Source organism: Paenibacillus sp. FSL R10-2734, from assembly GCF_037963865.1.
Lineage (GTDB): Bacteria > Bacillota > Bacilli > Paenibacillales > Paenibacillaceae > Paenibacillus_AQ.
In genome coordinates this window covers 4,527,875-4,550,079 of record NZ_CP150170.1, presented here as the reverse complement: position 1 = coordinate 4,550,079, position 22,205 = coordinate 4,527,875, and the positions used below count along the sequence as shown (strand labels likewise).

General features: G+C 42.3%; 18 protein-coding genes. 15 read left to right on the top strand and 3 right to left on the bottom strand.

Going from position 1 to position 22,205, the window contains the following annotated elements; all coding sequences use genetic code 11:
* The first annotated feature begins 11 nt into the window (after window positions 1-11).
* From NSS67_RS19725 to NSS67_RS19690, 8 genes are all read left to right on the top strand, one after another.
* The gene (locus tag NSS67_RS19725; protein WP_339315288.1) at window positions 12-1,100 is read left to right on the top strand and encodes a GerAB/ArcD/ProY family transporter; all 1,089 of its coding nucleotides are present in this window, start codon (window positions 12-14) and stop codon (window positions 1,098-1,100) included.
* Between the two features lie 139 nt (window positions 1,101-1,239).
* Entirely contained in the window at window positions 1,240-2,217 is a 978-nt protein-coding gene (locus NSS67_RS19720) for a MoxR family ATPase (RefSeq protein ID WP_339315287.1), read from the top strand.
* 3 nt (window positions 2,218-2,220) lie between these two features.
* On the top strand, window positions 2,221-3,309 hold the full coding sequence (locus NSS67_RS19715) for a DUF58 domain-containing protein (RefSeq protein WP_339315286.1): 1,089 nt from the start codon (window positions 2,221-2,223) through the stop codon (window positions 3,307-3,309).
* A complete protein-coding gene (locus NSS67_RS19710; RefSeq protein ID WP_339315285.1) occupies window positions 3,306-4,640 on the top strand; it encodes a hypothetical protein in 1,335 nt (444 codons plus the stop codon). Before NSS67_RS19715 ends, NSS67_RS19710 begins: the two co-directional genes overlap by 4 nt.
* 136 nt (window positions 4,641-4,776) lie before the next feature.
* Window positions 4,777-7,362, top strand: a complete 2,586-nt coding sequence (locus NSS67_RS19705) for a hypothetical protein (RefSeq protein WP_339315284.1) — start codon at window positions 4,777-4,779, stop codon at window positions 7,360-7,362.
* A gap of 39 nt (window positions 7,363-7,401) precedes the next feature.
* Window positions 7,402-8,121 carry an ABC transporter ATP-binding protein gene (locus NSS67_RS19700; RefSeq protein ID WP_339315283.1) on the top strand — a complete coding sequence of 240 codons (720 nt, stop codon included), beginning with the start codon at window positions 7,402-7,404 and terminating at the stop codon, window positions 8,119-8,121.
* Window positions 8,111-9,487, top strand: a complete 1,377-nt coding sequence (locus tag NSS67_RS19695; protein WP_339315282.1) for an ABC transporter permease — start codon at window positions 8,111-8,113, stop codon at window positions 9,485-9,487. Before NSS67_RS19700 ends, NSS67_RS19695 begins: the two co-directional genes overlap by 11 nt.
* 30 nt (window positions 9,488-9,517) lie before the next feature.
* Window positions 9,518-10,606 (top strand): efflux RND transporter periplasmic adaptor subunit, encoded by a 1,089-nt coding sequence (locus NSS67_RS19690; protein WP_339315281.1) that lies wholly within the window; start codon window positions 9,518-9,520, stop codon window positions 10,604-10,606.
* 20 nt (window positions 10,607-10,626) lie between these two features.
* On the opposite strand, the gene nagZ is transcribed toward NSS67_RS19690, so the two are convergent.
* Window positions 10,627-11,925, bottom strand: a complete 1,299-nt coding sequence (gene nagZ / locus NSS67_RS19685) for a beta-N-acetylhexosaminidase (RefSeq protein ID WP_339315280.1) — start codon at window positions 11,923-11,925, stop codon at window positions 10,627-10,629.
* Between the two features lie 127 nt (window positions 11,926-12,052).
* Between nagZ and NSS67_RS19680 the strand changes: the two genes are divergently transcribed.
* On the top strand, window positions 12,053-12,556 hold the full coding sequence (locus tag NSS67_RS19680) for a ferritin (protein ID WP_339315279.1): 504 nt from the start codon (window positions 12,053-12,055) through the stop codon (window positions 12,554-12,556).
* Between the two features lie 37 nt (window positions 12,557-12,593).
* Here NSS67_RS19680 and NSS67_RS19675 read toward each other — a convergent pair whose 3' ends face one another.
* Window positions 12,594-13,952 carry a PQQ-binding-like beta-propeller repeat protein gene (locus NSS67_RS19675; RefSeq protein ID WP_339315278.1) on the bottom strand — a complete coding sequence of 453 codons (1,359 nt, stop codon included), beginning with the start codon at window positions 13,950-13,952 and terminating at the stop codon, window positions 12,594-12,596.
* 292 nt (window positions 13,953-14,244) lie between these two features.
* On the opposite strand from NSS67_RS19675, the gene NSS67_RS19670 reads away from it, so the two are divergent.
* The 6 genes from NSS67_RS19670 to NSS67_RS19645 all read left to right on the top strand — a co-directional run bounded on the left by NSS67_RS19670 (window position 14,245) and on the right by NSS67_RS19645 (window position 20,639).
* Window positions 14,245-15,114, top strand: a complete 870-nt coding sequence (locus NSS67_RS19670) for a cation diffusion facilitator family transporter (protein ID WP_339315277.1) — start codon at window positions 14,245-14,247, stop codon at window positions 15,112-15,114.
* Window positions 15,115-15,329: 215 nt separating this feature from the next.
* A complete protein-coding gene (locus NSS67_RS19665) occupies window positions 15,330-16,523 on the top strand; it encodes a metallophosphoesterase (RefSeq protein ID WP_339315276.1) in 1,194 nt (397 codons plus the stop codon).
* 188 nt (window positions 16,524-16,711) lie between these two features.
* Window positions 16,712-17,389: a response regulator transcription factor gene (locus NSS67_RS19660; protein WP_339315275.1), complete on the top strand. Its 678-nt coding sequence runs from the start codon at window positions 16,712-16,714 to the stop codon at window positions 17,387-17,389.
* Between the two features lie 47 nt (window positions 17,390-17,436).
* The gene (locus NSS67_RS19655; RefSeq protein WP_339315274.1) at window positions 17,437-18,762 is read left to right on the top strand and encodes a HAMP domain-containing sensor histidine kinase; all 1,326 of its coding nucleotides are present in this window, start codon (window positions 17,437-17,439) and stop codon (window positions 18,760-18,762) included.
* A 69-nt stretch (window positions 18,763-18,831) separates the two neighbouring features.
* A complete protein-coding gene (locus tag NSS67_RS19650; RefSeq protein ID WP_339315273.1) occupies window positions 18,832-19,950 on the top strand; it encodes an ABC transporter permease in 1,119 nt (372 codons plus the stop codon).
* Window positions 19,947-20,639 (top strand): ABC transporter ATP-binding protein, encoded by a 693-nt coding sequence (locus tag NSS67_RS19645; RefSeq protein WP_339315272.1) that lies wholly within the window; start codon window positions 19,947-19,949, stop codon window positions 20,637-20,639. Before NSS67_RS19650 ends, NSS67_RS19645 begins: the two co-directional genes overlap by 4 nt.
* 68 nt (window positions 20,640-20,707) lie before the next feature.
* On the opposite strand, the gene NSS67_RS19640 is transcribed toward NSS67_RS19645, so the two are convergent.
* A complete protein-coding gene (locus NSS67_RS19640; RefSeq protein WP_339315271.1) occupies window positions 20,708-21,871 on the bottom strand; it encodes an asparaginase in 1,164 nt (387 codons plus the stop codon).
* Window positions 21,872-22,205 lie beyond the last annotated feature (334 nt).

Sequence of the window (22,205 nt, the reverse complement as noted above, 5' to 3'; positions counted from 1 at the left end):
AGGGAGAAGCTATGCGAACATCGAAATGGCAGCTGTTCCGTTTTTTTATTATTTTTTTCAGCTCCCAAACCACCATTTTTTTGATACCGACTCTTATTGGTAGTTCATCGTATCAAGGCTGGATTGCAATCATAGCTGGGTCTTTATTAGGTATGATTTTATTGTGGTTTACCTTTCACGTCGGTATGCTACGGCCTAATCAAGCTTGGGTAATCTTTGGAAAAGATATCATTGGTAAGTGGCCACATAAGTTCATGCTTCTTATGCTCTTATGCTGGTGTGTTTATTATGTATCCTATGATATTGAGAACTTTGTGATGTTCTTTGGTTCTAATTATTTAAGAGGAACTCCACCTCTAATCATTCAGTTTGTGATTGGGCTGGTAATTATGTATACGGCAAGTCTAGGTTTTACAACGATCGCATATATGGCGGATGGACTTTTTCTCATTTTTATTATAACAATGATCATTTTATTTAATTTATTCCTTCCGAATGCGGACTTCAATATGCTACCAGCCTTTATTCATTATCATGATCCAGAGATTGCCATTAAAGACTCTATTGTAGTCATGTCATGGTTTGGAGAATGGATTGTTCTCTTGTTTGTTGTGCCCGATCTGAAACTTGAGGCGAAGATGCTGAAAAGATTGGTATTTACAGGAATCTTTGTCTTAGTCACTGTCTTAATTGGTTGGTCACTGACGATGATGAGTTTTGGTCCACATTTGGGTCAAGAACTGCAATATCCTTTCCTTGAAATGGTTCGTAGTTCCAAACAAGATAATCTGCTGGGCAATTCGGACCCACTCTTAATTGGATTATGGTCGTCCTCGATGTTTATTCACAGCGCTTTCCTTATCTATGTAGCTTCAATATGTGTATCCTGTTTGTTTCATAATAAAGGTAGCAAAGTCTACGTGCCCCTCCTAACAATGGTGTCAATCACGATAGCTTATCTGTATTCACGAGATATTGGTAGGTATTATAAACACTACAATAGTTTTGCTGTTGTTATCATTTGGCTAATCGTTGAAAGCATCCCGATCTATTACGCGATCATAGCTTTCTTTAGATATCGGAACAAGACGGCTGAATGAAAAAGGCAGGGGTATCGAGGTGCTGTCTTTTTAATGGGGAGGGGGAGGGCCTCTTCTTGTGAATTATATATTGAATACGCTTTCTGTTATGATTAAAGCACTTAATACATAAATTTCTCAGATCGGAAGGTGTATTTACATGAATCTTCAAGAAGTTACTGAACTCATCAAATCTATTAGAACCAATCTAGCTAAAGTCATCGTTGGAAAAGAGGATGGAGTAGACCTGCTATTAACCGCATTACTTGCCAATGGTCATGTTCTACTGGAGGATGTTCCGGGTACAGGTAAAACCTTGTTAGCCAAAGTCCTTGCAAAGTCTTTAGATTGTACATTTAAGCGTATTCAATTTACACCAGACTTGCTGCCTTCTGATTTAAGCGGGATTAATTTTTATAATCAAAAGACAGGTGAATTTCAGTTTAGACCAGGTCCAGTATTTGCGAATATTTTGTTGGCTGATGAAATTAACCGTGCAACACCCAGAACACAATCCAGTCTGCTGGAATGTATGGAGGAGCGGCAAATCACGATCGATGGTGTGACTCATGGCCTAGAAGCACCTTTTCTCGTTATTGCTACTCAGAATCCGATTGATAACCAAGGCACTTTTCCATTGCCCGAAGCTCAATTAGATAGATTTCTAATGCGGATTACTACGGGGTATCCTTCATTTGACGAAGGGATTCATATTTTGCAGCGTTTCCGTGAGAATAATCCACATGAAGAGACTTTTGCTGTGGCTGCCGCTCAAGATATACAAGCTGCGCAGCGTTTGGCTGCTTCCGTGAGTATTAGTGATGATTTGCTAGCCTATATCGTTCGGATTACGGAAGATACTCGCAAATCTGCGGCAGTAAAACTAGGGGCGAGTCCACGTGCAAGTGGAGCATTGCTCAGATCATCTCAAGGATATGCACTTATCCAAGGTAGATCATATGTAACACCAGATGACATTAAAGCCGTAGCCGTTTCGGTGCTTGCACATCGACTACTTCTTCATCGTGGATTAGGTTCTAGAGAGGGACAGGCTGCGGATATTGTGTTGCAAGTGCTTCGAGAGGTAGAGGTGCCCACTGAACTCGTTACGCCCTTAAGAGGCGGAAAGGTGGAATGAGCTATGGCTTTGCCTTGGTTCATCTTCATTACAGTAGCTCTACTGTTTCTTCTTGCCGCTATTTATGAACGGAATGGTCTTAAAGCGCTTAGCTATTCCCGCTATTTTTCAACTAAGGTTGCTTATGAAGGGGATAACCTTGAGATGATCGAGGAGATCGTTAATGCGAAGCTTCTGCCATTACCATGGCTTCGGTTGGAATCTAGTATTGCCAGAGGTTTGGAATTTGGTAGTCAGGATAATCTCGGCATCAGCACTGGTGAAATCTATCAGAATCATATCAGTTTGTTCTATTTGAAATCTTATCGTCATATTAAACGGCGTCATCAAGTAATCTGCGAGCGACGTGGGATATATCGTTTGGAGTCGGTCACAATGACAACTGGAGACCCCTTTGGTTTGATCCGAAAAAACAAAACCTATCCACTTGAATTAGAGTTGTTAGTCTATCCATATCTGCTGAACTTAGATGATCTTCCACTACCGATACATAGCTGGCTTGGGGAACTTCCAGTGAAAAGATGGATCGTAGAAGACCCTTTCCTGACTGCAGGTATTCGAGATTATAGCTCTGGAGATTCTATGGGACTTGTAAACTGGAAGGCCACAGCGCGGACAGGTACTATGCAGGTGCATAAGAAAGATTACACCGCGGATTCCAGGCTTGTCATTTGCTTGAATATTGAAGACAGTGATTCCATGTGGAGAGCCGTAACGGATGAAGAACGTATCGAGCAAGGGATACGCTATGCAGCCACTATCTCTGAATACGCAATGCATCATGGAATTGAGGTAGGGTTTATCTGTAACGGTAGACTAGATAACGCTGGCGAAAGAGATCCTATTGAAGCAGAGCCTATGGCTCAATTGGAAGACTTGCTAGAGCTGTTAGCTAAGCTGAAGCTAGACAGAACACTTCCTATGAGCCGATTACTGGACCTGCAGGCCGAGAGCGGCATAAGTGATACAGACTTTCTGATTATTAGCTGCCATAGAGGAGCAGAGTTACAGGAGGCAGCCGACCTCCTATTGCTGCAAGGCAATGGTGTGGAATGGTTGGATATTCCGGAACAGGGGGGAGAGCGTGCATGAAACTTACGTCATCTTTTTACGTATGGAATACGATCAAACTCTGGATATTCTCTATCCTAGAACTTTTATTAGTTTTACCTGTATGGATTCTGTTTCAGGTTTATGTACTACCCAAACAAGTTGAACCTATGTGGTTGACTGCAATGCCATTACTATCACTAGTGGGTATTCTGCTACGACAACTGTGTAGTGTCAGATGGAAGCAGCTGCTGGCTGCACTAATTCTTGGGGCAGTGATAGGTATTTTGTCATCAGGAAGTCTGTCTATCGAAAGTCTACCTTTAGGTGTTGCAGGCTTTATATGCGCGTATCTAGGAATGACTGTTGACTCTCGAGATCAGTCAAGTAAAAAGTATTGGCTGGGTATTGTGATTTATTTTGTTACGACCATTGTCTTTCGTAGAGTTCCAGATTTGGAGGCAAGTGTTACACTTCTGACCTGGTGCGGCAGTTTGTGTCTATTGCTGACACTACTTATTTCTAATAGCAGCTATTTACACTATAGTACGCTTTCTCAAGAGGGCAAAGCTTTGCCAAAAGAAATACAAAGGAATAATCGTATTTATGTTATTGGCATAGGAATTGTTGCGGCCGTATTAGCGGCTGGGGCCGGAAAAGCAATAGGAACACTACTATGGAATATTGTACGTTCGTTCTTTGGATGGATTAGTAAGCTGTTTTCTGGGTCCAGTGAGCCGCTACCTCCGCCATTAGAACAGCCAGCAGCGAGTCCGGAACTACCTTTTGTAGGAGATCAAAAGCCTGGTCTACTAGCTGCTATATTAGATATCGCCTTATACGTTGCTGGAGCTGTGTTACTGGGAGTTGCAGCCTATTATGCACTTCGGTGGTTGTATAGAAATGCCGGAGAGAAATGGAAGAGGGTGATGGATGCATTTCTCGCCATGCTGCGTAGGGAACATTCACCCAAGAACAATACATCTTATCTTGATGAGGAGAAAAGTGTATTTACATGGGAGCAAACGATTCAAGGTCTCAAGAATTTCTGGAGCACCCGCCTTACGCCAAAAAATCGAAAAGACCGCTGGGAACAGATGAATAGTGAGCGGGAACGTGTTCGCTGGTTGTATCGGCGTTGGCTCCTTATGAAGCGCGATCATGGTTACGAAGTGAAGAGTTATCTTACGCCGAAGGAAACGGAAGATGATATCTTAAAATGGACTGCTCTTAATAAGCAGAAACGTAAGGGTAATGAAAGTTCTGTTAACACGTCGAATTCATTGATTGAATTATATGAAAAAGCGAGATATGGAGAAGAAAATCCTTCTGCTACTGATGTGGCTGCATTGAAAGATCAAATGAAATTATAGAATAGAATATTCTTCAAATTCGAGCAAATAGGAACAAATAGGTTACAATCAGTCCAAAAGTGTTACAACATGGATACAATTGGATTTGCACTTACCACTATAATAACTCTAGTAAAATACTCGTGGAGGGGAATAAATGAGAAAGCATAGCAGTACATATGTTGTTTTATTATTAAGCACCTTTGTCATAAGCCAACTGACAGGGCATACCGCTTCAGCGGCAGCAGCTAATGCTGTTCGTACAAATCCAGCTGTAGCTGCCGCGACAGTTGCAGCCACTAGCAATCTGGGTTCCATTTCTTTAGGAGCAAATATTAAAGCTACACTAGAAGATGTCAATATTTGGTCACAATCTGGTGGGAATATTTTAACCTATACTCTGAATTATTCGAATGGTAGCAGTAAAAACGCAAACCTAATGTACTATTTTTCGAGAGTTATGACTCCAGGGGGTTCTGTCATTCCGGGTAACCCGCTGAGCGCCGACGCGCTTAAGAAGAAGATTGGTGCTAAAGAAAGCTTGCGCGTTACGTATTATGTCAACATCGGCAAGACTAATTCGTTAAAAGGGATTAAGATTCCTATGTATGTGTGGGATTCCAAAACCAAAGGTTATTTAAAGCACGCAGGAAGTTTTACTTTGCCAGCTAATTATTCCCCAACTGCCGTAAATGGAAAAAATGTTAGCACCACAATGAATGACATTCCTGTCATCGCCAAAAGTGAGTCCTTGGAGCTCTATAAATATAATGGGAAGGTCTATGCCAAGGTGGGGATAAGCCTGACCAATAAGGGCAGTAAGGTACTTAGTGATCCGGGTTATGCGGCTTATTTACTCTCTGCAGGTGGCAGTTCGTATGAATTAGCACTTGATCGTTCTCAGATTAGTTACAAGATTCAGCCGCAGGAGAAGAAGACTATCTATTATCTTGCCGAGATTCCTCCTTATATGAAAACGGATAATATGAAGCTGCAATTTACACAAAAGGATGAAGCCCTGAAGCTTGAGATCGCTAAATCTTCGTACAAGCTACCGGCAGCCACAACACCTAATTTGGTGGTAGGCAAAGGCGTGACTAAGAAAATCATGATTAATAATAATCCGATAGAAACTCAGTTAAACAACGCAAACGTATACGCTGAGAACAATAAGGGAATTTGGACCTTCCAGCTACGAGTGAAAAATGTTGGGAAGACGACCGTTACGCTGCCTACTTATGAGCTTGCAGTCAAAACTTCATCAGGGACAACTTTTCCGATCAATGCGAAAGGATTGAGCGGATTAACCATAAAGCCTTTGGAGGAAAAAATAATTCCACTTACCGCACAGGTTCCGCTTGAAGTTGAGCAGAATTCGCTACAATTGCAGATGATTGAAGCTGTTTCGGCTCCAGATAATACAGATTCGGGTACTCCGGGTGAGGGCGCGGGAACTGGAGGGACTAATGCAAGCACGGGCAATACAGCCAAGCTGACAGTACCTGTTGCCTACTACACGATTTCCTACACACTACGTCCTGAGATTCAAAAGGGCGTGGAATATAGCGCATCGAATGAATATGGTTCTTTCACTTATAATTTGCTGTCATTACAGCGCTTTCCTTGGAAGGATGATGATATCGTTGTTGCTAGAATAAATATTAAGAATTCGCAGTCGGTGGCATTAACGCTTCCAGAATTAAAAGGATCTGTCCAGGTAGACAATGACGATGTGTCTTCTTCTACAGAACTCTTTATGGACAAGGAAACCTCGACCATTGCACCGGGGAAAAATGCTGAGATCTATGTATTTGCCAAAATTCCTTACACGCAAGAGTTCGATAAGTTAAAAGTGAACCTCTTTTCAACGGTAAAAGAAGAAAAGAGCTCGTTCCTATCGCTTAGCACGAACAGTACGATGAATGCTGTATCCACTATCGAACGTGGTGGAAGTTATACAATTACCGGTAAAGGCAAAAACGCAAAGGTACAAGAGAACAAAACGATCATTTATGAAGGTCTAAATTCTAATCTCGTATATACAGAGCTACTGCTCAGTAGTGAGGAAAAGAGACAAAGCAAGATGGCTCGCCTTCAGGCTTACTATAAAACGGGAGATGGCCAGCTATATGAAGCCACAGCGAATCAGCCAGATACTGCAGCTACTCCGGGTGGCAAGCAATTAATCACATACTGGGCAAAGTTGCCTAAGTCCGTAATTCCATCGGATGTAAGTTTGTATCTAGGTCCAGGAATTACTGGAAATAAGCTGACTGAACCTGGTCAGGAAGCCACAGGATTTATAAATATTGCTTCATTGACTCTGAATCCAGTGTCCACACCACCGGAGAATAACTTGACGAAGGTTGCACTATACCCGTACACGATGTCTGTTCTAAGTTCGGAAGGGCGATCGCTGCAAGGTAGTAACACTATAGATATCGTAATGAATTACAACCTACTTCGTGACACTACGTATGACATGGGAACCTTTACCCATAAGCTGGTGCTTAAAATGACGGATCCATATAACCTCTCACAGGAACGAAGCTTGAACATCGGTACTGAGCTTCTTGAAGGGAATAACAACTCGTATACTGCAACCTTTACGAATAATATGTATAAGAATTTGTCTGGTGGCACGTACCGGATCACACTGTATGATGAGTTCCAAGGCGAACGAATCGAGCTGGCCAGTCAAGCTTACAACATAAAGATCGATAGACCAGTAACTGAGAAGTAGCAATTCATATCTATTAATGTACGCGAAGGAGCAGCTCCAATGTTGCGAGTGGAAAATGTAACGCATTCTTTTAAGAATGGTAATGAAACGACGGCTGTGCTTCATCAAATAGACTTTTCTGTGAAAGAGGGGGAGATGGTTGCTTTACTGGGGAGCTCAGGTTCCGGTAAATCAACCATGCTGAACCTCATGGCAGGTCTGATGAAGCCTACGGAAGGTCACATTTACATTGCTGACCAAGATATCGTGAAGATGAGCGAGAACAAGCTATCCGAATTTCGTAGGAAACATATCGGGTTTATCTTTCAAGCTTATGAACTGATTACTAGCTTAACCGTCCGTGAAAATGTTGAATTGCCGCTAGTCTTCCAATCCATTTCACCATCAATACGTAAGCAAAAAGCTCTAGCCTTGCTTGAAGGGGTCGGCATCCCGGATAAAGCCGACCTGTTCCCTTCTCAGCTGTCTGGTGGACAGCAGCAGCGGGTCAGTATCGCACGTTCCTTGATCACGGAGCCGTCTGTTATATTCGCAGATGAACCGACTGGTAACCTGGACTCGAAGACAGAAGAGGAAATTATCAATATCCTGCTTAACCTGAACAAGAAGATGAAGACTACCTTCATTGTTGTAACTCACGAGCTCAAGGTTGCGGAGCAAATGCAACGGATTTTTACGCTTAAGGATGGATATATGATTACGGAAAAAGAAACTTCTTCGAATACAGAACTCGAAGGGGGTAAACTCATTGAGGATTAGTGATATTTCACGATTAGCTTGGGAGCAAGTCAAACGACGGAAAGTGGTCACAGGTCTTTGTATGGCTGGTATATCGATTGGCTGTGCTGCTATCATTGTTGCTTTAAGTATAGGAGATTCCGCGCAAAGCTATACGGAGCGGGAGATTAACCGGAGTTTCAAAATGGATGAAATTACAGTGACGCCAAATGGTGGTATCCCTTCACAAGGGGGCGGAGAAGGAAGTGGAGCTTCTGCTACTGATGCAAAACTTGATCCCGGCAGGCTGACGGCTCAGAAGCTAAAAATTGTCCAAGGCTTGCAACATGTAACCGCAGCAGCACCTTTTCAAGAGCTTGGCTACATACAAATGACTACTATCGATAATAAAATTACGGACTTACAGCTTATCGGAACGGATCTTCGACTGCTAACGAAATACGACCATCGCTTTAAGCAGGGTGGTCCTTCTGATTCGGTTGGCATGGCAGTGCTAAACTATGGAGCGACCGTAGGTTTGATTGATGTCGAGACGCGGCAACGTCTTTTTGATCAATTGAATACGGATCCATACAATAATAAAATAATGGAACAGTACAACAGTTTAAGCATGCTGCCGTCGGATATGTACAAACAACAGGTTCAATTACAGTCGCATGACCCTGCTTCTCAAACTGGACAATCGCTAGTCAGCTCGCCACTACAAATTGTTGGGATATTGGATAGTGGGGGGAACCCTGATATGGCGATGTACGACAAGAAGATCTACGTGTCACTAGAGACTGGTGAGCGTCTGGTTGAACAACTGAAACTAACGAGTGGCACCGCTGGGCAGAAGGATGTTTATAACTCAGCCATAGTAAAAGTCGACAGCACGGACAATATCGTGCAAGTGGAGAAGCTTATACAGAAACTCACACTAACGACAAGTACGAATTTGTATCAAAAAGAGGCAATCGCCGATCAATTCAGCATGATCAAGAAAGCAGCCCTTGGTATTGGTATATTTATTCTGATTATCGCTTCGATCTCCATCATCGTTGCGATGACCATGTCCACTCATGCACGTCGGCGTCAGATCGGCATTATGAAGGTGTTGGGCGCTAATATGGGGCAGATCCGAAATATGTTCATTACAGAGGCGGCATTGCTCGGAATGCTGGGTGGGCTGCTCGGTATTGTCTTTTCATACTTGATTATATTTGGCATAAACAAGCTTATTGGTACCGCTGGAATGGGGATGGGTGAGCCTTTGGTTATTACTATTCCTCTGATGACTCTTCCAGTAGGGATCGCATTTGCAGTGATGACAGGCGTACTATCAGGAATTTATCCGGCGATCAGCGCATCCAGAACGAATGCGCTCACGGCGATAAAACGGGATTAGCTATTTTTAAGTTGAAAGGAAGCAGAAGTGATGAAGAGGAGAATCAAGTGGATTGTATTAGTATTGATCATTATTGCAGCAGGTTATTTTGTATACAACAAAATGTATAAACCTGAGGCACAGCTAGAACCTGTTGAACCACCACAAGCGATAACTTTTGAAGTGACACAGGAAACAATGACGAGCTCCGTCCAGGTCAAAGGGAATTCACAATATGAGAAAGAAACGCTTGTATATGCGCCATATGCTTCAAAGGTAACCAAGTGGAAGGTAGAGAACGGTGGGCAAGTAAAGAAGGGGGATTTGCTGTTTTCCCTCGATCAGGAAGCCTTAAAGAATGAAATTGCTACTCAGGAGGCGACCATCCGAAAGGCTAAGCTGGAAGCGGAATTAAATGAATTTGTTAGTCAGCAGGACCAGGAGAATGCAGCCCTTGGTGCAACAGAAGCCGAACGTATAAAAGCACTTGCAGCCCAAGAAACGGCACGGTTAGGGGATGAGCTTAACCAAGTGAATGCTGATATACAGGCTCGTGAATTAAAAGAAAAGAAGACTAAGCTTAATACAGCGCTCTACCATGCTCCGGCATCTGGTGTTTTTCTATTCGATAGCGCCAGTGAAATTCCGCAGACGGTGACAGACAATCAATACATCGGCAAAATTGTAGATATGAACAAGCTTGAGTTTATAGCTCTTGTAGGTGAGCAAGATGTCTTCCGTATTAAGACGGGAATGAAGGTTGATGTTAAAATGACAGCTTTAAAGGATTTAAAGCTCTCTGGAGAAGTAACTAAGGTATCTAAATTTGCTAAGACGGCTTCGGGCCCGAATGCTCCTGCTGCTTCGGTTCCACAATTTGAAGTGGTTATCTCACTGCAGTCTAACGAGCACTTGATCGGTGGACTAAGCTTGAGCGGAGAAATTGAGACGGTCCGCAAAGAAAATGCCATCGTCGTATCCAGCATCGCTGTAATGCATGAAGGAGATCTCTCCTACGTGATGCTGGACAAAGGCAATGGGGAATATGAACGAAGAGATATTGAAGTGGGTATGGAGACGTCAGACAAAACAGAGGCCGTCTCAGGGTTGAAGGTAGGAGATGTTGTTGTACTTCAGTAAGGATTGAAATAGGCCTAAGCCTATTTCTCAATCGTAAGTCTCCAAGCTTTAATATCCTTGTTTAGCTCGGTAAGATCAGGAACCGGAACTGGCTCGTCGGATAGATTGTATTTAGCTTTCAATGCTAAGATCCGATAGACGCTCTCATCAATCCGTGATTCCTGTATCTTACCTTTTTTTACATTGTCCAGAAGCGAATCTATTACTCGTTGCTCATTATCATAGCCGTGTGCGATAAGTAGGATATCACTGCCTGCAATAACGGTATCTACCGCCGCATTGGCAAGGTCGTAATTCTTCATGATAGCACCCATTGTTAAATCATCTGTGATTACAAGTCCCTGATAATTCATTTCTTCCCGAAGTAGTTCGCCAATGATTTTACTTGATAAGGATGCTGGTTTATCAGGATCTAGCTTAGGAAATAAAATGTGGGCGACCATAACGGCATCTGTTCCCTCTTTAATTGCAGCTTGAAAAGGAAGCCATTCTAATTTAGCGAGCTCTTCAGCGGTTTTGTTTACAATCGGCAGATCAAGGTGGGAGTCGACGGAAGTATCACCGTGTCCGGGGAAATGTTTGACAACGGGCACAACACCTTCGCTCTCAATGCCCTTCATTTCAGCGATCCCAAGTGTACTGACTAGCTCAGCGGAGTTGCCGAAGGAGCGAGCTCCAATCACAGGATTATTCGGATTGCTATTGATATCAAGAACAGGAGCGAAGTTCATATTAAATCCGGCTGAAATTACTTCTCGTGCGAGCAGCTTGCCCATCATCTCGGCAGCGTCAGCATCATTGCGGGTACCAACCTTTGCATTAGAGGGGATGGAAGCATACTCTTTAGGCATCCGGCTGACTTTACCACCCTCCTGATCGACACTCATGAATAAAGGAATAGGGTTGTCACTATTACTCTCTTTCATGGAATTAACAAGGCTTACCATACCCTTTAGGTCTTGAATATTGTTCTTATAAAGGATGATTCCACCGACTTTGTCTTCGGCAATCATCCTTTTTGCTTGATCATCTAGAACGGTTCCATCAATACCAACAAGGAGCATTTGTCCGATTTTCTCTTCAAGGCTCATATTGGAAATCTGAAGAGCAATAGGATCACTCTCTGTGGAGGGAGCAGGTGTGGCACTGGTAACGGGTGGTGTAGTGGATTCGGATGTAGGCGAGTTTGTTGCGACTGATTGAGCACTGTTACTGCTATTGGAACAGCTAGTTAAAAGAAGCATAGATAACATAGTTGAAGCCAACAGGAGTCTGCCGGAGAATTTAGGCTGTAAGTTATTACGAGTTAATCTGGTCATCAGAAAAGTCGTCCCTTCGTTGCTTATTTAGATGTCAGAAGGATGAATCCTTGCTGACTTAGATACACGGTGATAAGATGAACTTAAATCTTTACATATTAAAATTGAATAATGAGGTGACGGTCAGATGAAAGATGGATTAGTAAACACACTTAATGAACAGATGAATTTCGAGTTTTATTCCGCTCATGTTTATCTAGCTATGGCTGCATATTGCTCCGGTGAAAGTCTGGATGGTTTTGCAAACTTCTTTCTAATTCAAGCAGAAGAAGAACGATTCCATGCCATGAAAATCTATAAGTTCCTTAATGATCGAGATAATCGGGCTACACTAGAAGCACTACCAGAGCCGAAGAACGAGTACACATCGATGCTGGATGCTTTTGAACATGCTTTCGCTCATGAACAACAAAACACGAAACGGTTCTATCATTTGGCTGACTTGGCGCTGGATGAACGCGAGCATGCAACGATCTATTTCTTGAAATGGTTTATTGATGAGCAAGTGGAAGAAGAAGCGCTCTTTAGCAACATCATTAGTAAACTGAAAAGAATTGATAAAGATAGCAACGCCTTCTACATGCTGGATGCTGAATTTGCAGCTCGTACCTTTACAGCACCGGCTGAATAAGTTATTGAAACCCAGAAGCCTGAGAAATCAGGCTTTTTTATTTTAAAGAAGAAGGTAGCTTAATGGCAAGTAGCTTATTATCCGTTCGGATCATCAGCATTCCTCCTGTTTTAAGAGAAGGGGAAAAGTTGCGTGACCCCGTGTTCACGGTGAAAATTGGCTTCAAAGTCAACATGTCATAAGCGTGAAATAAGCCATCTGACTGTCCGCTATAAACTACGTTACCGAAAAGATCCGTTTGTACTATTGGATTCTCACCATTATTAAGGACTACAGCCTGCCCATTTCCAAGTTTAAGTGCGGATAACGTACCGTTATCATAATTAGAGTATAACATTCTTTGCTGATGGACTTGGTTCAGTGGGTAGTCTTTCTCCTTAGCCATAGAAGTCCAGGTTTGAACCGGTTTCCCTTGCGCTGAGTAATTCCAGAAATCATATTTCACAAGCTTTTTACCCTGAAAAATATAGAAGTCATTTCCGTCCAAGAACGCCGTCCCATTTACACCACCAAAACTGTACTCTCCATCTTTATTCTCGGTATCTGTCCATGTATATAAACGTTCACCTTTGAGTTCACCCGTCTTTACGTTGAATACAGAGACTTTGACATTACGATTGACAGGGTCATCATCAAGCATAAGAGTACTGGTGATGGAGTATAAGAGACCGTCCTTCACTGTTAAAGGCCAAAATTGACGAGTCTTTTCCCATAGCTTATTTCCTGTCTGACTGTCATAAGCGGCAAGTCCGGCAGTTGTTAAAGCTCCTTGAGAGAGATAGCTGCGAATAATAACCCCCTCTGCTTCCATGAGGTCTGATAAGCCCGTAAAGTTATTACTTTTCTCAACAGCCTTCCATTTGATCTTTCCGCTTACGGCATCGACGGCTGCGAGTTGACTCTCTTGTGTAACATAAATGGTGGAGCCTAACCGTTGTATACTAGTAGCTTTAGGTAGAGCTAATGAAGCTGACCATGCTTTTTTGCCTGCTTCATTAACAGCGTATAACGAGCCACTTTGGGTCAGTCCGTAGATAAATCCGTTACTATACGTGAACAGCGGGGCTAATGCACTTCCGAATTCCCACATTTTTTTACCTGTTGTAGCATTCAATGCGACTAATTTTTCATTCCGCTGCAAGGCAAAGACCTTTCCATTCTCCGCAAGTACTGTAACGTTCTGCTCTGTGATTCTATCCTTTTTTAAGATGGCGAGTGGCGCCGACCATGCAGGCGTAAGGACTGGGGCTTTGACTTCATTGTAGTAGGGATTGCTTGTACTAATGACTGCTTGTTCTGCGGAAATGACGGATAATGATCCGCTGTAAGCTAATGGGGATGCAATACTTGCAACAGCTAAAGCTTTAATTATTGTCTTATGTAAAGACTGAATCATTGTTCCACGCCCCTTAGAAATAGTGATTACAATAATTAGACATTTCAAATAGCAAAAAGTTACTATTCCAGTTGAACTAACATAAACGACTCTAGCGTCCTTATACTTTCTTATATTTTGGAAGTAAAGTTGAACTAGGGCAAACTATGTTACTTTCCGCAAAACAGTTATGACCTGGCAACTCTATTTGACGGAGTGAACTATTACGCATCTTAGCAACACTGTTTCTCTAGACCCACCCGAATCTATAAGTGTAGTATAGAACAATACTATTCTTTGGGGGTTCTTTTTTTTGGAAAATTACAACGACATTAAACAGGGTGAAAAAGGAGCTTGGCTAAGCATAGTTGCTTATATCTTCCTTTCCGCAATCAAGCTGTTCATTGGTACGGTCGCGGGATCTCAAGCGTTGCTTGCAGACGGGCTGAACAACAGCACTGATATTATTGCTTCTATTGCAGTACTAGTTGGCCTCAAAATCTCCAGAAGACCACCAGATTCCAATCACAGCTACGGGCATTTCAGAGCGGAAACCGTGGCATCCTTAATTGCTTCATTCATTATGATTGTGGTGGGACTTCAAGTGTTGTACCAGGGCATGAACAAATTTATCCAACCTGAACTAGAAAGTCCAGATCTTATAGCAGCCTGGACGGCAGTCTTTTGTGCTGTGATCATGATGGGCGTGTATATGTATAACATTAGACTGGCCCGCTCCATTAATAGTAACGCTATGCGAGCAGTAGCACTAGATAATCGGTCGGATGCTTTAGTTAGTATAGGTGCTTTTGTCGGGATTGTGGCTTCCAGCTTTGGAATTCCATGGCTTGATCCGCTTACAGCGATTATCGTAGGCCTGATCATCTGTAAGACAGCATGGGATATCTTTAGTAAAGCAACACATGATTTAACGGATGGTTTTGACGCGGAAGAACTTGAACTCATGAAAGAAACTGTAGCTGAAATTGACGGAGTGCAATCCATTAAAGATATCAAAGCCCGCATCCATGGGAACAACGTACTAGTGGATACAACGGTATTAGTGGATTCCGAGCTTAGTGTGGTGCAGAGCCATGATATTACGGAAGAGATTGAAGAGCAATTGAAGGACCGACACCAAGTTTCAAATGTGCTGGTACATATTGAACCGGTACTGAAGTAGAGATGGATACGGAAGTATTCTCTACTCTCAACCAAGAAGATGCCAACGGGCATTTTCTTTTTTTTGCCGGGGAATGTAATTAGGGATTTCGTTTTGTTATTTTCTTAGATTTCTAGTTTGCCGAAGGCATCATTGCATTTTATACTGAGTTAACGGTTTGTGTTATGATTTGAGATAAGACGTTTAGAGTTAGCAGGGTAAAGGGGAGAGGAACGATGAAAACATTACGAATGTTAGCTTCAGGGTTTGCGATGCTGCTTATTCTGGGCCTTGTTAATTTGTACATTGGTTATCACGTTTGGCTGATTGTTCATGAATGGTTTTCCGGTGTTTCCTCAGGTTTGTTCTGGACATTATTCCTTCTAGTTGCATTTGCGTATGTCGTAGGAATGATACCGTGGCCCAAAATGGTGAAACCGTTAGCCAGATTCTTTAAAGTAATTGGATCGTATTATCTAGCTTGCATGGAATTTGCGATTATTATGTTGCCATTGGCTGACCTGTTGTATGTCGTACTTGGATGGCTGGGAGTTGATCGAACGCACTACATCTCAGAGGCTGGTGGGACTCTGCTGATATTACTGTTAGTTTTTCTAGTCTGGGGTTCGATCAATGCTTGGAGTACAGTGATCCGTACGCATCCCATTTCTATTGATAAATCTATCGGAACCAGTACGCCATTAACCATCGCGGTTGCTTCTGATTTGCATTTGGGTAATATCGTGGGCAATCGGCATCTTAAAAAAATGGTTTCACAAATGAACGCTATGAAGCCTGATGTGATTTTGCTGGCTGGGGATGTACTTGACGATAGTATAGAGCCTTTTATTCGCAATAGTATGAGTGAACAGCTGAAGCAATTAAAAGCACGACATGGTGTATACGCAGTGCTGGGCAATCACGAATATTATGGTGGTTCGATTAAGGAATATACCGATTTGATGAGTAGCATAGGCATTAAAGTCCTTCAGGATGAGGTTGAAGAAGTGGCGGGTACGTATATTGTAGGTCGAAAAGATAAAACTGCCGAGACGATGGAAGCCGGTGGAAGAAAGAGCGTAAGTTCCTTATTGAATGGCCTCGATCTGGCGCGTCCTGTGATCATGATGGATCATCAGCCTACTGGTTTCGACGTTGCAGCTCAGGAGGGGGTAGATATTCTGCTCTCCGGTCATACGCACCGTGGACAGATCGCTCCGAATCACTGGATCACGAAACGGTTATTCGAACTGGACTGGGGTTATCTCCGTAAAGATAACTTGCATGTCGTTGTTTCCTCTGGTTATGGGACATGGGGACCTCCAATCCGTTTAGCCAGCCGTTCGGAGATCATTAAGCTTGAAGTGATTTTAGAAGGTACTAAACAATACAGTGAAGAAGCCGTATCCACAAAGACGGTGTTAATTTAACAGAGTGAATACATGAGAAGAGGCTGCCCTAATCAGTAGAAAATTTTCTACGGGATGAGGCAGTTTCTTTTTTGAAAAAATCTACGAACGAATTATAACGTATATTTGATTGGCAATTACATGATTAGTTGTTCTAACCCTTTAAAGTTGATACTATGGGTTCATCCGTAATTCAGGGAGTGTAAACGATGAAGAAAATTTTGGTAGCAGATGACGATAGCAATATTCGAACTTTATTAAAGCATGTATTGACCAGGGAAGGTTATCAAGTCATGGAGGCCAGCGATGGTCGGGACGCGATACATAAACTGAAAGAAAGCACTGCAGATTTAGCAGTAGTGGATGTAATGATGCCACATGTGGATGGTTTAGAGCTGTGCCAACATATAAGAGAAACGTATGATATACCCATTATTTTGTTAACAGCTCGGCAACAGTTAAGTGATAAAGAACAAGGTTATTTGCGTGGGACAGATGATTATGTAACGAAACCGTTTGAGCCAGAAGAATTGCTGTTTCGGATCAAAGCATTATTTCGTCGTTATTCCATAGCTTCGGATGATCGGATCCGTTTAAATTCACTCGTTATCGATCGCAAAAATTATGAAATCACTGATGGTGATGAAGTTCTGCTTCTTCCTGTAAAGGAATTTGAACTGCTCGCGCAACTGGCACAATATCCAGGACGACTATATTCACGCAGTGAGCTGATTGATTTGGTATGGGGAATGGATTATGAAGGCGATGAACGAACTGTGGATGTACATATCAAGCGATTGCGTCAGCGATTTATGGATTATCAAAATGACTTTACGATTCGTACGGTACGGGGAATCGGTTATAAATTGGAGATGGTGAACTCGTGAAGTCCTTGTATGTGAGGATGTGTATTCTTTTTTGTTCTGCGATTGTTGTGAGCAGCCTTCTCGGCTTCTTGGTGTCTAATATCTATTATCAAGCTCAAATTAAATCACAGAACGATGCCAAGCTTACGGGGATGGCCATTGAAATTCAGCAATTTACAGAATCTCACCCGGAATCTATGGAGGAGTATCTGCGAAGTGTTGCGGATCTGGGTTATAAGATCTATTTGACGAATGCTGAGGGAGAATCCAGATTTTACGGAAAGCCTTTTCGGGATGAGAACTTGGAAGAGCACCAATTACAGACGGTTCTGAATGGACAAGTGTATCATGGGGTTGCCGAGTTTCCTGTCAGTGCATTTATTACAGGATTCTTTGACAATCAATTAAGCAATACAATTGGTGTTCCTGTTAAAGTCAATAACGAGACATATGCATTGTTTATGCGTCCGGATGCAGAAGTGCAATTTGGTGAGCTGCGCGTATTTTTTGCAGTCATTATAGGGTTTACCGTATTGTTCAGTCTAGGATTTGTAATGATAAGTGTTCTGCATGTGGTTCGGCCCATTATACGATTAACTACGGCAACTAAGCGGATTTCAAAAGGTAGATATGATATAAAGCTGAATACTTGGCGGCGTGATGAGATTGGTCAATTAGCCACAAACTTCATGATTATGAGTCGTGAGCTGGAACGGACAAATCGTGCTCGTCAGGAATTTGTTGCAAATGTATCGCATGAAATCGAATCTCCATTAACTTCTATTCAAGGATTTGCCCAAGCGCTTAAAGATTCTTCTTTACCAGAGGATGAACGGATACAGTATCTCAATATTATTGACCAAGAAAGCCATCGTCTTTCGATGCTTAGCAAACAGCTACTAACGTTATCTTCCCTTGATTATGATCCGGATTCCTTGCAGAAGAAATCCATAGACTTGCGGGCACAGCTTCGGCAGGTCGTTCAAATCATGGAGTGGAGATTAACGGAGAAGCAATTAGCTGTCCGTCTGAATCTTGCTGATATCAGTGTACGTGGAGATTCCAATCTATTGTATCAGGTGTGGATGAACCTCATTACCAATGCTATTAAATATACGCCTGCTGAGGGATCTATTATGATTTCCGCTAAGCGTGACGAGCAGAATTGTACAGTAACCGTTTCAGATACCGGGGAAGGCATTCCAGCCGAGGAATTACCACTAATCTTTGATCGTTTTTATAAAGTCGACCGGGCACGGACACGAGAAACACATAGCAGCGGACTTGGACTGGCGATTACTCAAAAGATTGTAGAGACACATAACGGTACTATAGAAGTATCCAGCACAGTAGGCAAAGGTACGACCTTTATAGTAACTCTTCCGCTTTTGTAATTAGTTATTCATACTCCGTTCATGTTCATCTTCTAAACTGTGACTATACAGATTAGAAGGAGTGGTATTATGTTTTTAGCTCTTAGGGAAATGCGACATTCTAAAGCCAGATACCTGTTAATTATGGTTATCATGTTATTGGTTTCCTTTCTTGTACTTTTCGTAACAGGACTGGCCAGAGGGTTAGCATATGCTAATATCTCAGCAGTAGAGAATATGCCGGCAAACTATTTCGTGGTGCAGAAGGATGCGGATCAGACGTTTAGGCGTTCTCAGTTAACAGATACGGAGCTCAAGAATGTTCGAGCAGTAGTAGGAGACAATAATGCTTCCTCACTCGCTCTACAGATGAGCACAGTGACTGCGAACGATGCGGATACCAAAGCAGATATTACTTTTTTTGCAGTAGATATGGACGGTTTACTAGCCCCAAAAGTGATTGAAGGTGACAAGATAACGAATGACTCGCAGGGAAGTGTTATCGTTGATCGTGACTTGGAACAGTCGGGCATTAAGATTGGTAGTACGATCCGAGATCAGGCAACTGGGAAGGAATTTAAAGTTACAGGATATGTTGAGAATAGCTCATACAGCCATACCCCAGTAGTCTATATCAACAATAAAGATTGGCAGGAAATGAGACAAGGCGTTAATCAAGGTAGTGAGGCTTCATCAACGGTACCTTTTAATGTAATTGCGCTTAATGCAAACGCTGGGCAAGTGGATAAGATCTCAGCTAATTCAAAAGATGTAGAGGTTATTACGCAAAAAGTTGCGATCTCCAATATTCCGGGTTATTCGTCAGAGCAAGGTTCATTGCTTATGATGATTGTCTTCCTCTTTGTAATTGCTGGATTTGTTCTGGCTGTATTCTTCTACGTCATTACGATTCAGAAAACAAGCCAGTTTGGTATTCTGAAGGCCATGGGTACAAAAATGTCGTACTTGGCTTGGAGCGTAGTTGGGCAGGTTATGATTTTGGCCATTGCAAGTCTTAGCATTAGCTTGCTACTAACCTTTGGAATGAATCAGGTTCTACCAGACACTATGCCATTCCAGCTGGAACCTTCAACAATTCTATTAACCAGCTGTTTGTTCGTTGGGATGTCTCTTTTAGGATCACTCATTTCTGTCACTAAAGTGGCTAAAGTAGATGCATTAGAAGCAATTGGGAGGGCTGGAGCATGAGTGCGAAATTATTGATGAAGCAAGTGACCAAGACCTATGGTGATGGCGATTCAACTGTATCTGTTCTGAACAATCTGAATCTTATAGTTAATGAAGGGGAATTCGTGGCTGTCCTTGGACCTTCGGGAACAGGGAAGAGTACATTCCTTTCAGCAGCGGGTGCGCTTCTTACACCAACCAGTGGTGAGATTTTCATAGACGGAGAATCACTTACAGACAAAAGTAAAAGTGAGCTGACCGAGCTACGATTAGAGAAGATCGGCTTTATGTTCCAAAGCGCACAGCTATTACCTTACTTAAAGGTAGAAGAACAGCTTCTATTTGTAGCTAAACAGGGTAAGATGAGCTCTAAAGAAGCAAAGGAACGGGCAGCTGATTTGATGAAGCGTCTGGATATCTGGAAACGTCGGAACCATTATCCTGAGCAACTATCAGGCGGGGAGAAGCAACGTGTAGCTATCGCAAGAGCTTGGATGAATAAACCCGCAATCCTGTTTGCAGATGAACCAACTGCCAGTTTGGATTTCAAACGAGGTAGAGAAGTCGTGAAAATGATTGCTGACGAAGTAAAAAATGAAGGTAAGGCTGCAGTGATGGTTACTCATGATGAACGGATGCTTGAATGGTGCGACCGTGTGTTGCATCTGGAAGATGGACATTTGGTTGAACACGAGTTAAGCAAAATATAGTAGAAAAAAACGATTCATGCCATGAATGGCATGAATCGTTTTTTTTGTGTAAGAACAATGGTTTGTTCTTATTTGTCGGCTATGGCTACTTGGCCGGAGCCATAGGTGTCAAACCAGCCTTTAATAGTGTTGAAATCGCTGCTGAATGCCAGTGACAATTCTAGTAGAATTCGGGCATGTGCTGCGTTTAGATTGTCTCCGGCAATTATGCCGTCACCTGATCCATAGTTAGAACCGGAACCCGTGCGTGTGGTAGAGACGAAGATAACCCCGTTTTCCTTTATAGCTTTCGTACGAGCTTCTCCCATAGCTTTAGATACACCACCAGCCCCTGTGCCTGAAGTAACAATGCCCTTTGCTCCGTCTTTAACAAAACCTGTAATTGCCCCGGACCCCGCATCTTGGTAGGCATAGGCAATTTCTACCTTAGGCATATCGCTGCTCTTAATCTTAGTTAGATCGAAAGGCGTTGCCCATTTATCAGCGGTCAATAGTGCTCTGGAATTCGCACGATATATTCTAATATTATTTTCATCGATATATCCGAGGATTCCTAGTTGTGGAGATTCAAAAGTGTCTGTACGATAAGCATTCGTCTTGGTAACCTCTCTAGCTGTATGAATCTCGTCATTTAGCATGAGCACAGTACCGTAATATTTCGTCTTTCCACTAGCAGCTAGTTTAATAGCGTTAAATAGATTGGCCTGAGCGTCACTTCCAATAACAGTCCATGGACGCATAGAGCCAGTTACTACAACAGGCTTGGAGCTACGCACCGTAAGATCTAGGAAATAAGCAATTTCCTCCATCGTATCTGTACCTGTAGTTACAACGATGCCATCTTGGGTTTCTAGTGCTTTATCTACTTTTAAGGAGAGATCATATAGTTGTTGCATGGTATACGAGCCAGAGCCTGCATTTCCAAATTGATAGCTAGTAACATCGGCGAATTTTTTAAGGTTCGGCAATGCCTTAACCATATCTTCCATTAACAAAGTCCCGGCTCTATAGTTCTGGAAGCTGGTCTCATCTACAGATTTACCGGCAATCGTGCCACCGGTTGCTATAACTTGGACCTTTGGAAGAGGTATAACCGTTCCTACAACCGTTTGGGTAACCTCTGCAGCATAAGTGGTAGAAACGGGAAGCATTGTTGTAGAGGAAAAGAGTAGAGTGAAAGTGAGTCCTGCGGCAACAGTAGTTTTGGCGAGCTTTGATTGTAATCCATTCATAGATGTAACCTCCATTTGATTATGTACTTTCAGATTAATGTTATAATACGTTACATTAATGTGATTTCTGATTGGATTATATCTATGAATATAATATTATGACAAGTTAACTTACATATTAATAAAACGCTTAAAAGTATTATTTATAGGAGATATCAATTCATTTCTAATGCATGCTTTAAATTTTATTATTTTGATTTTAAGGATAAACGAAGTGAATGATGTTATGTTAAATAACATATAAAAAGTAAGGTGAATAGATCGAATGAATAACAAAATGCCGGACAATCGTTGTGAGATTGTCCGGCATAGCTATATGTTTTACCTTGTCTTT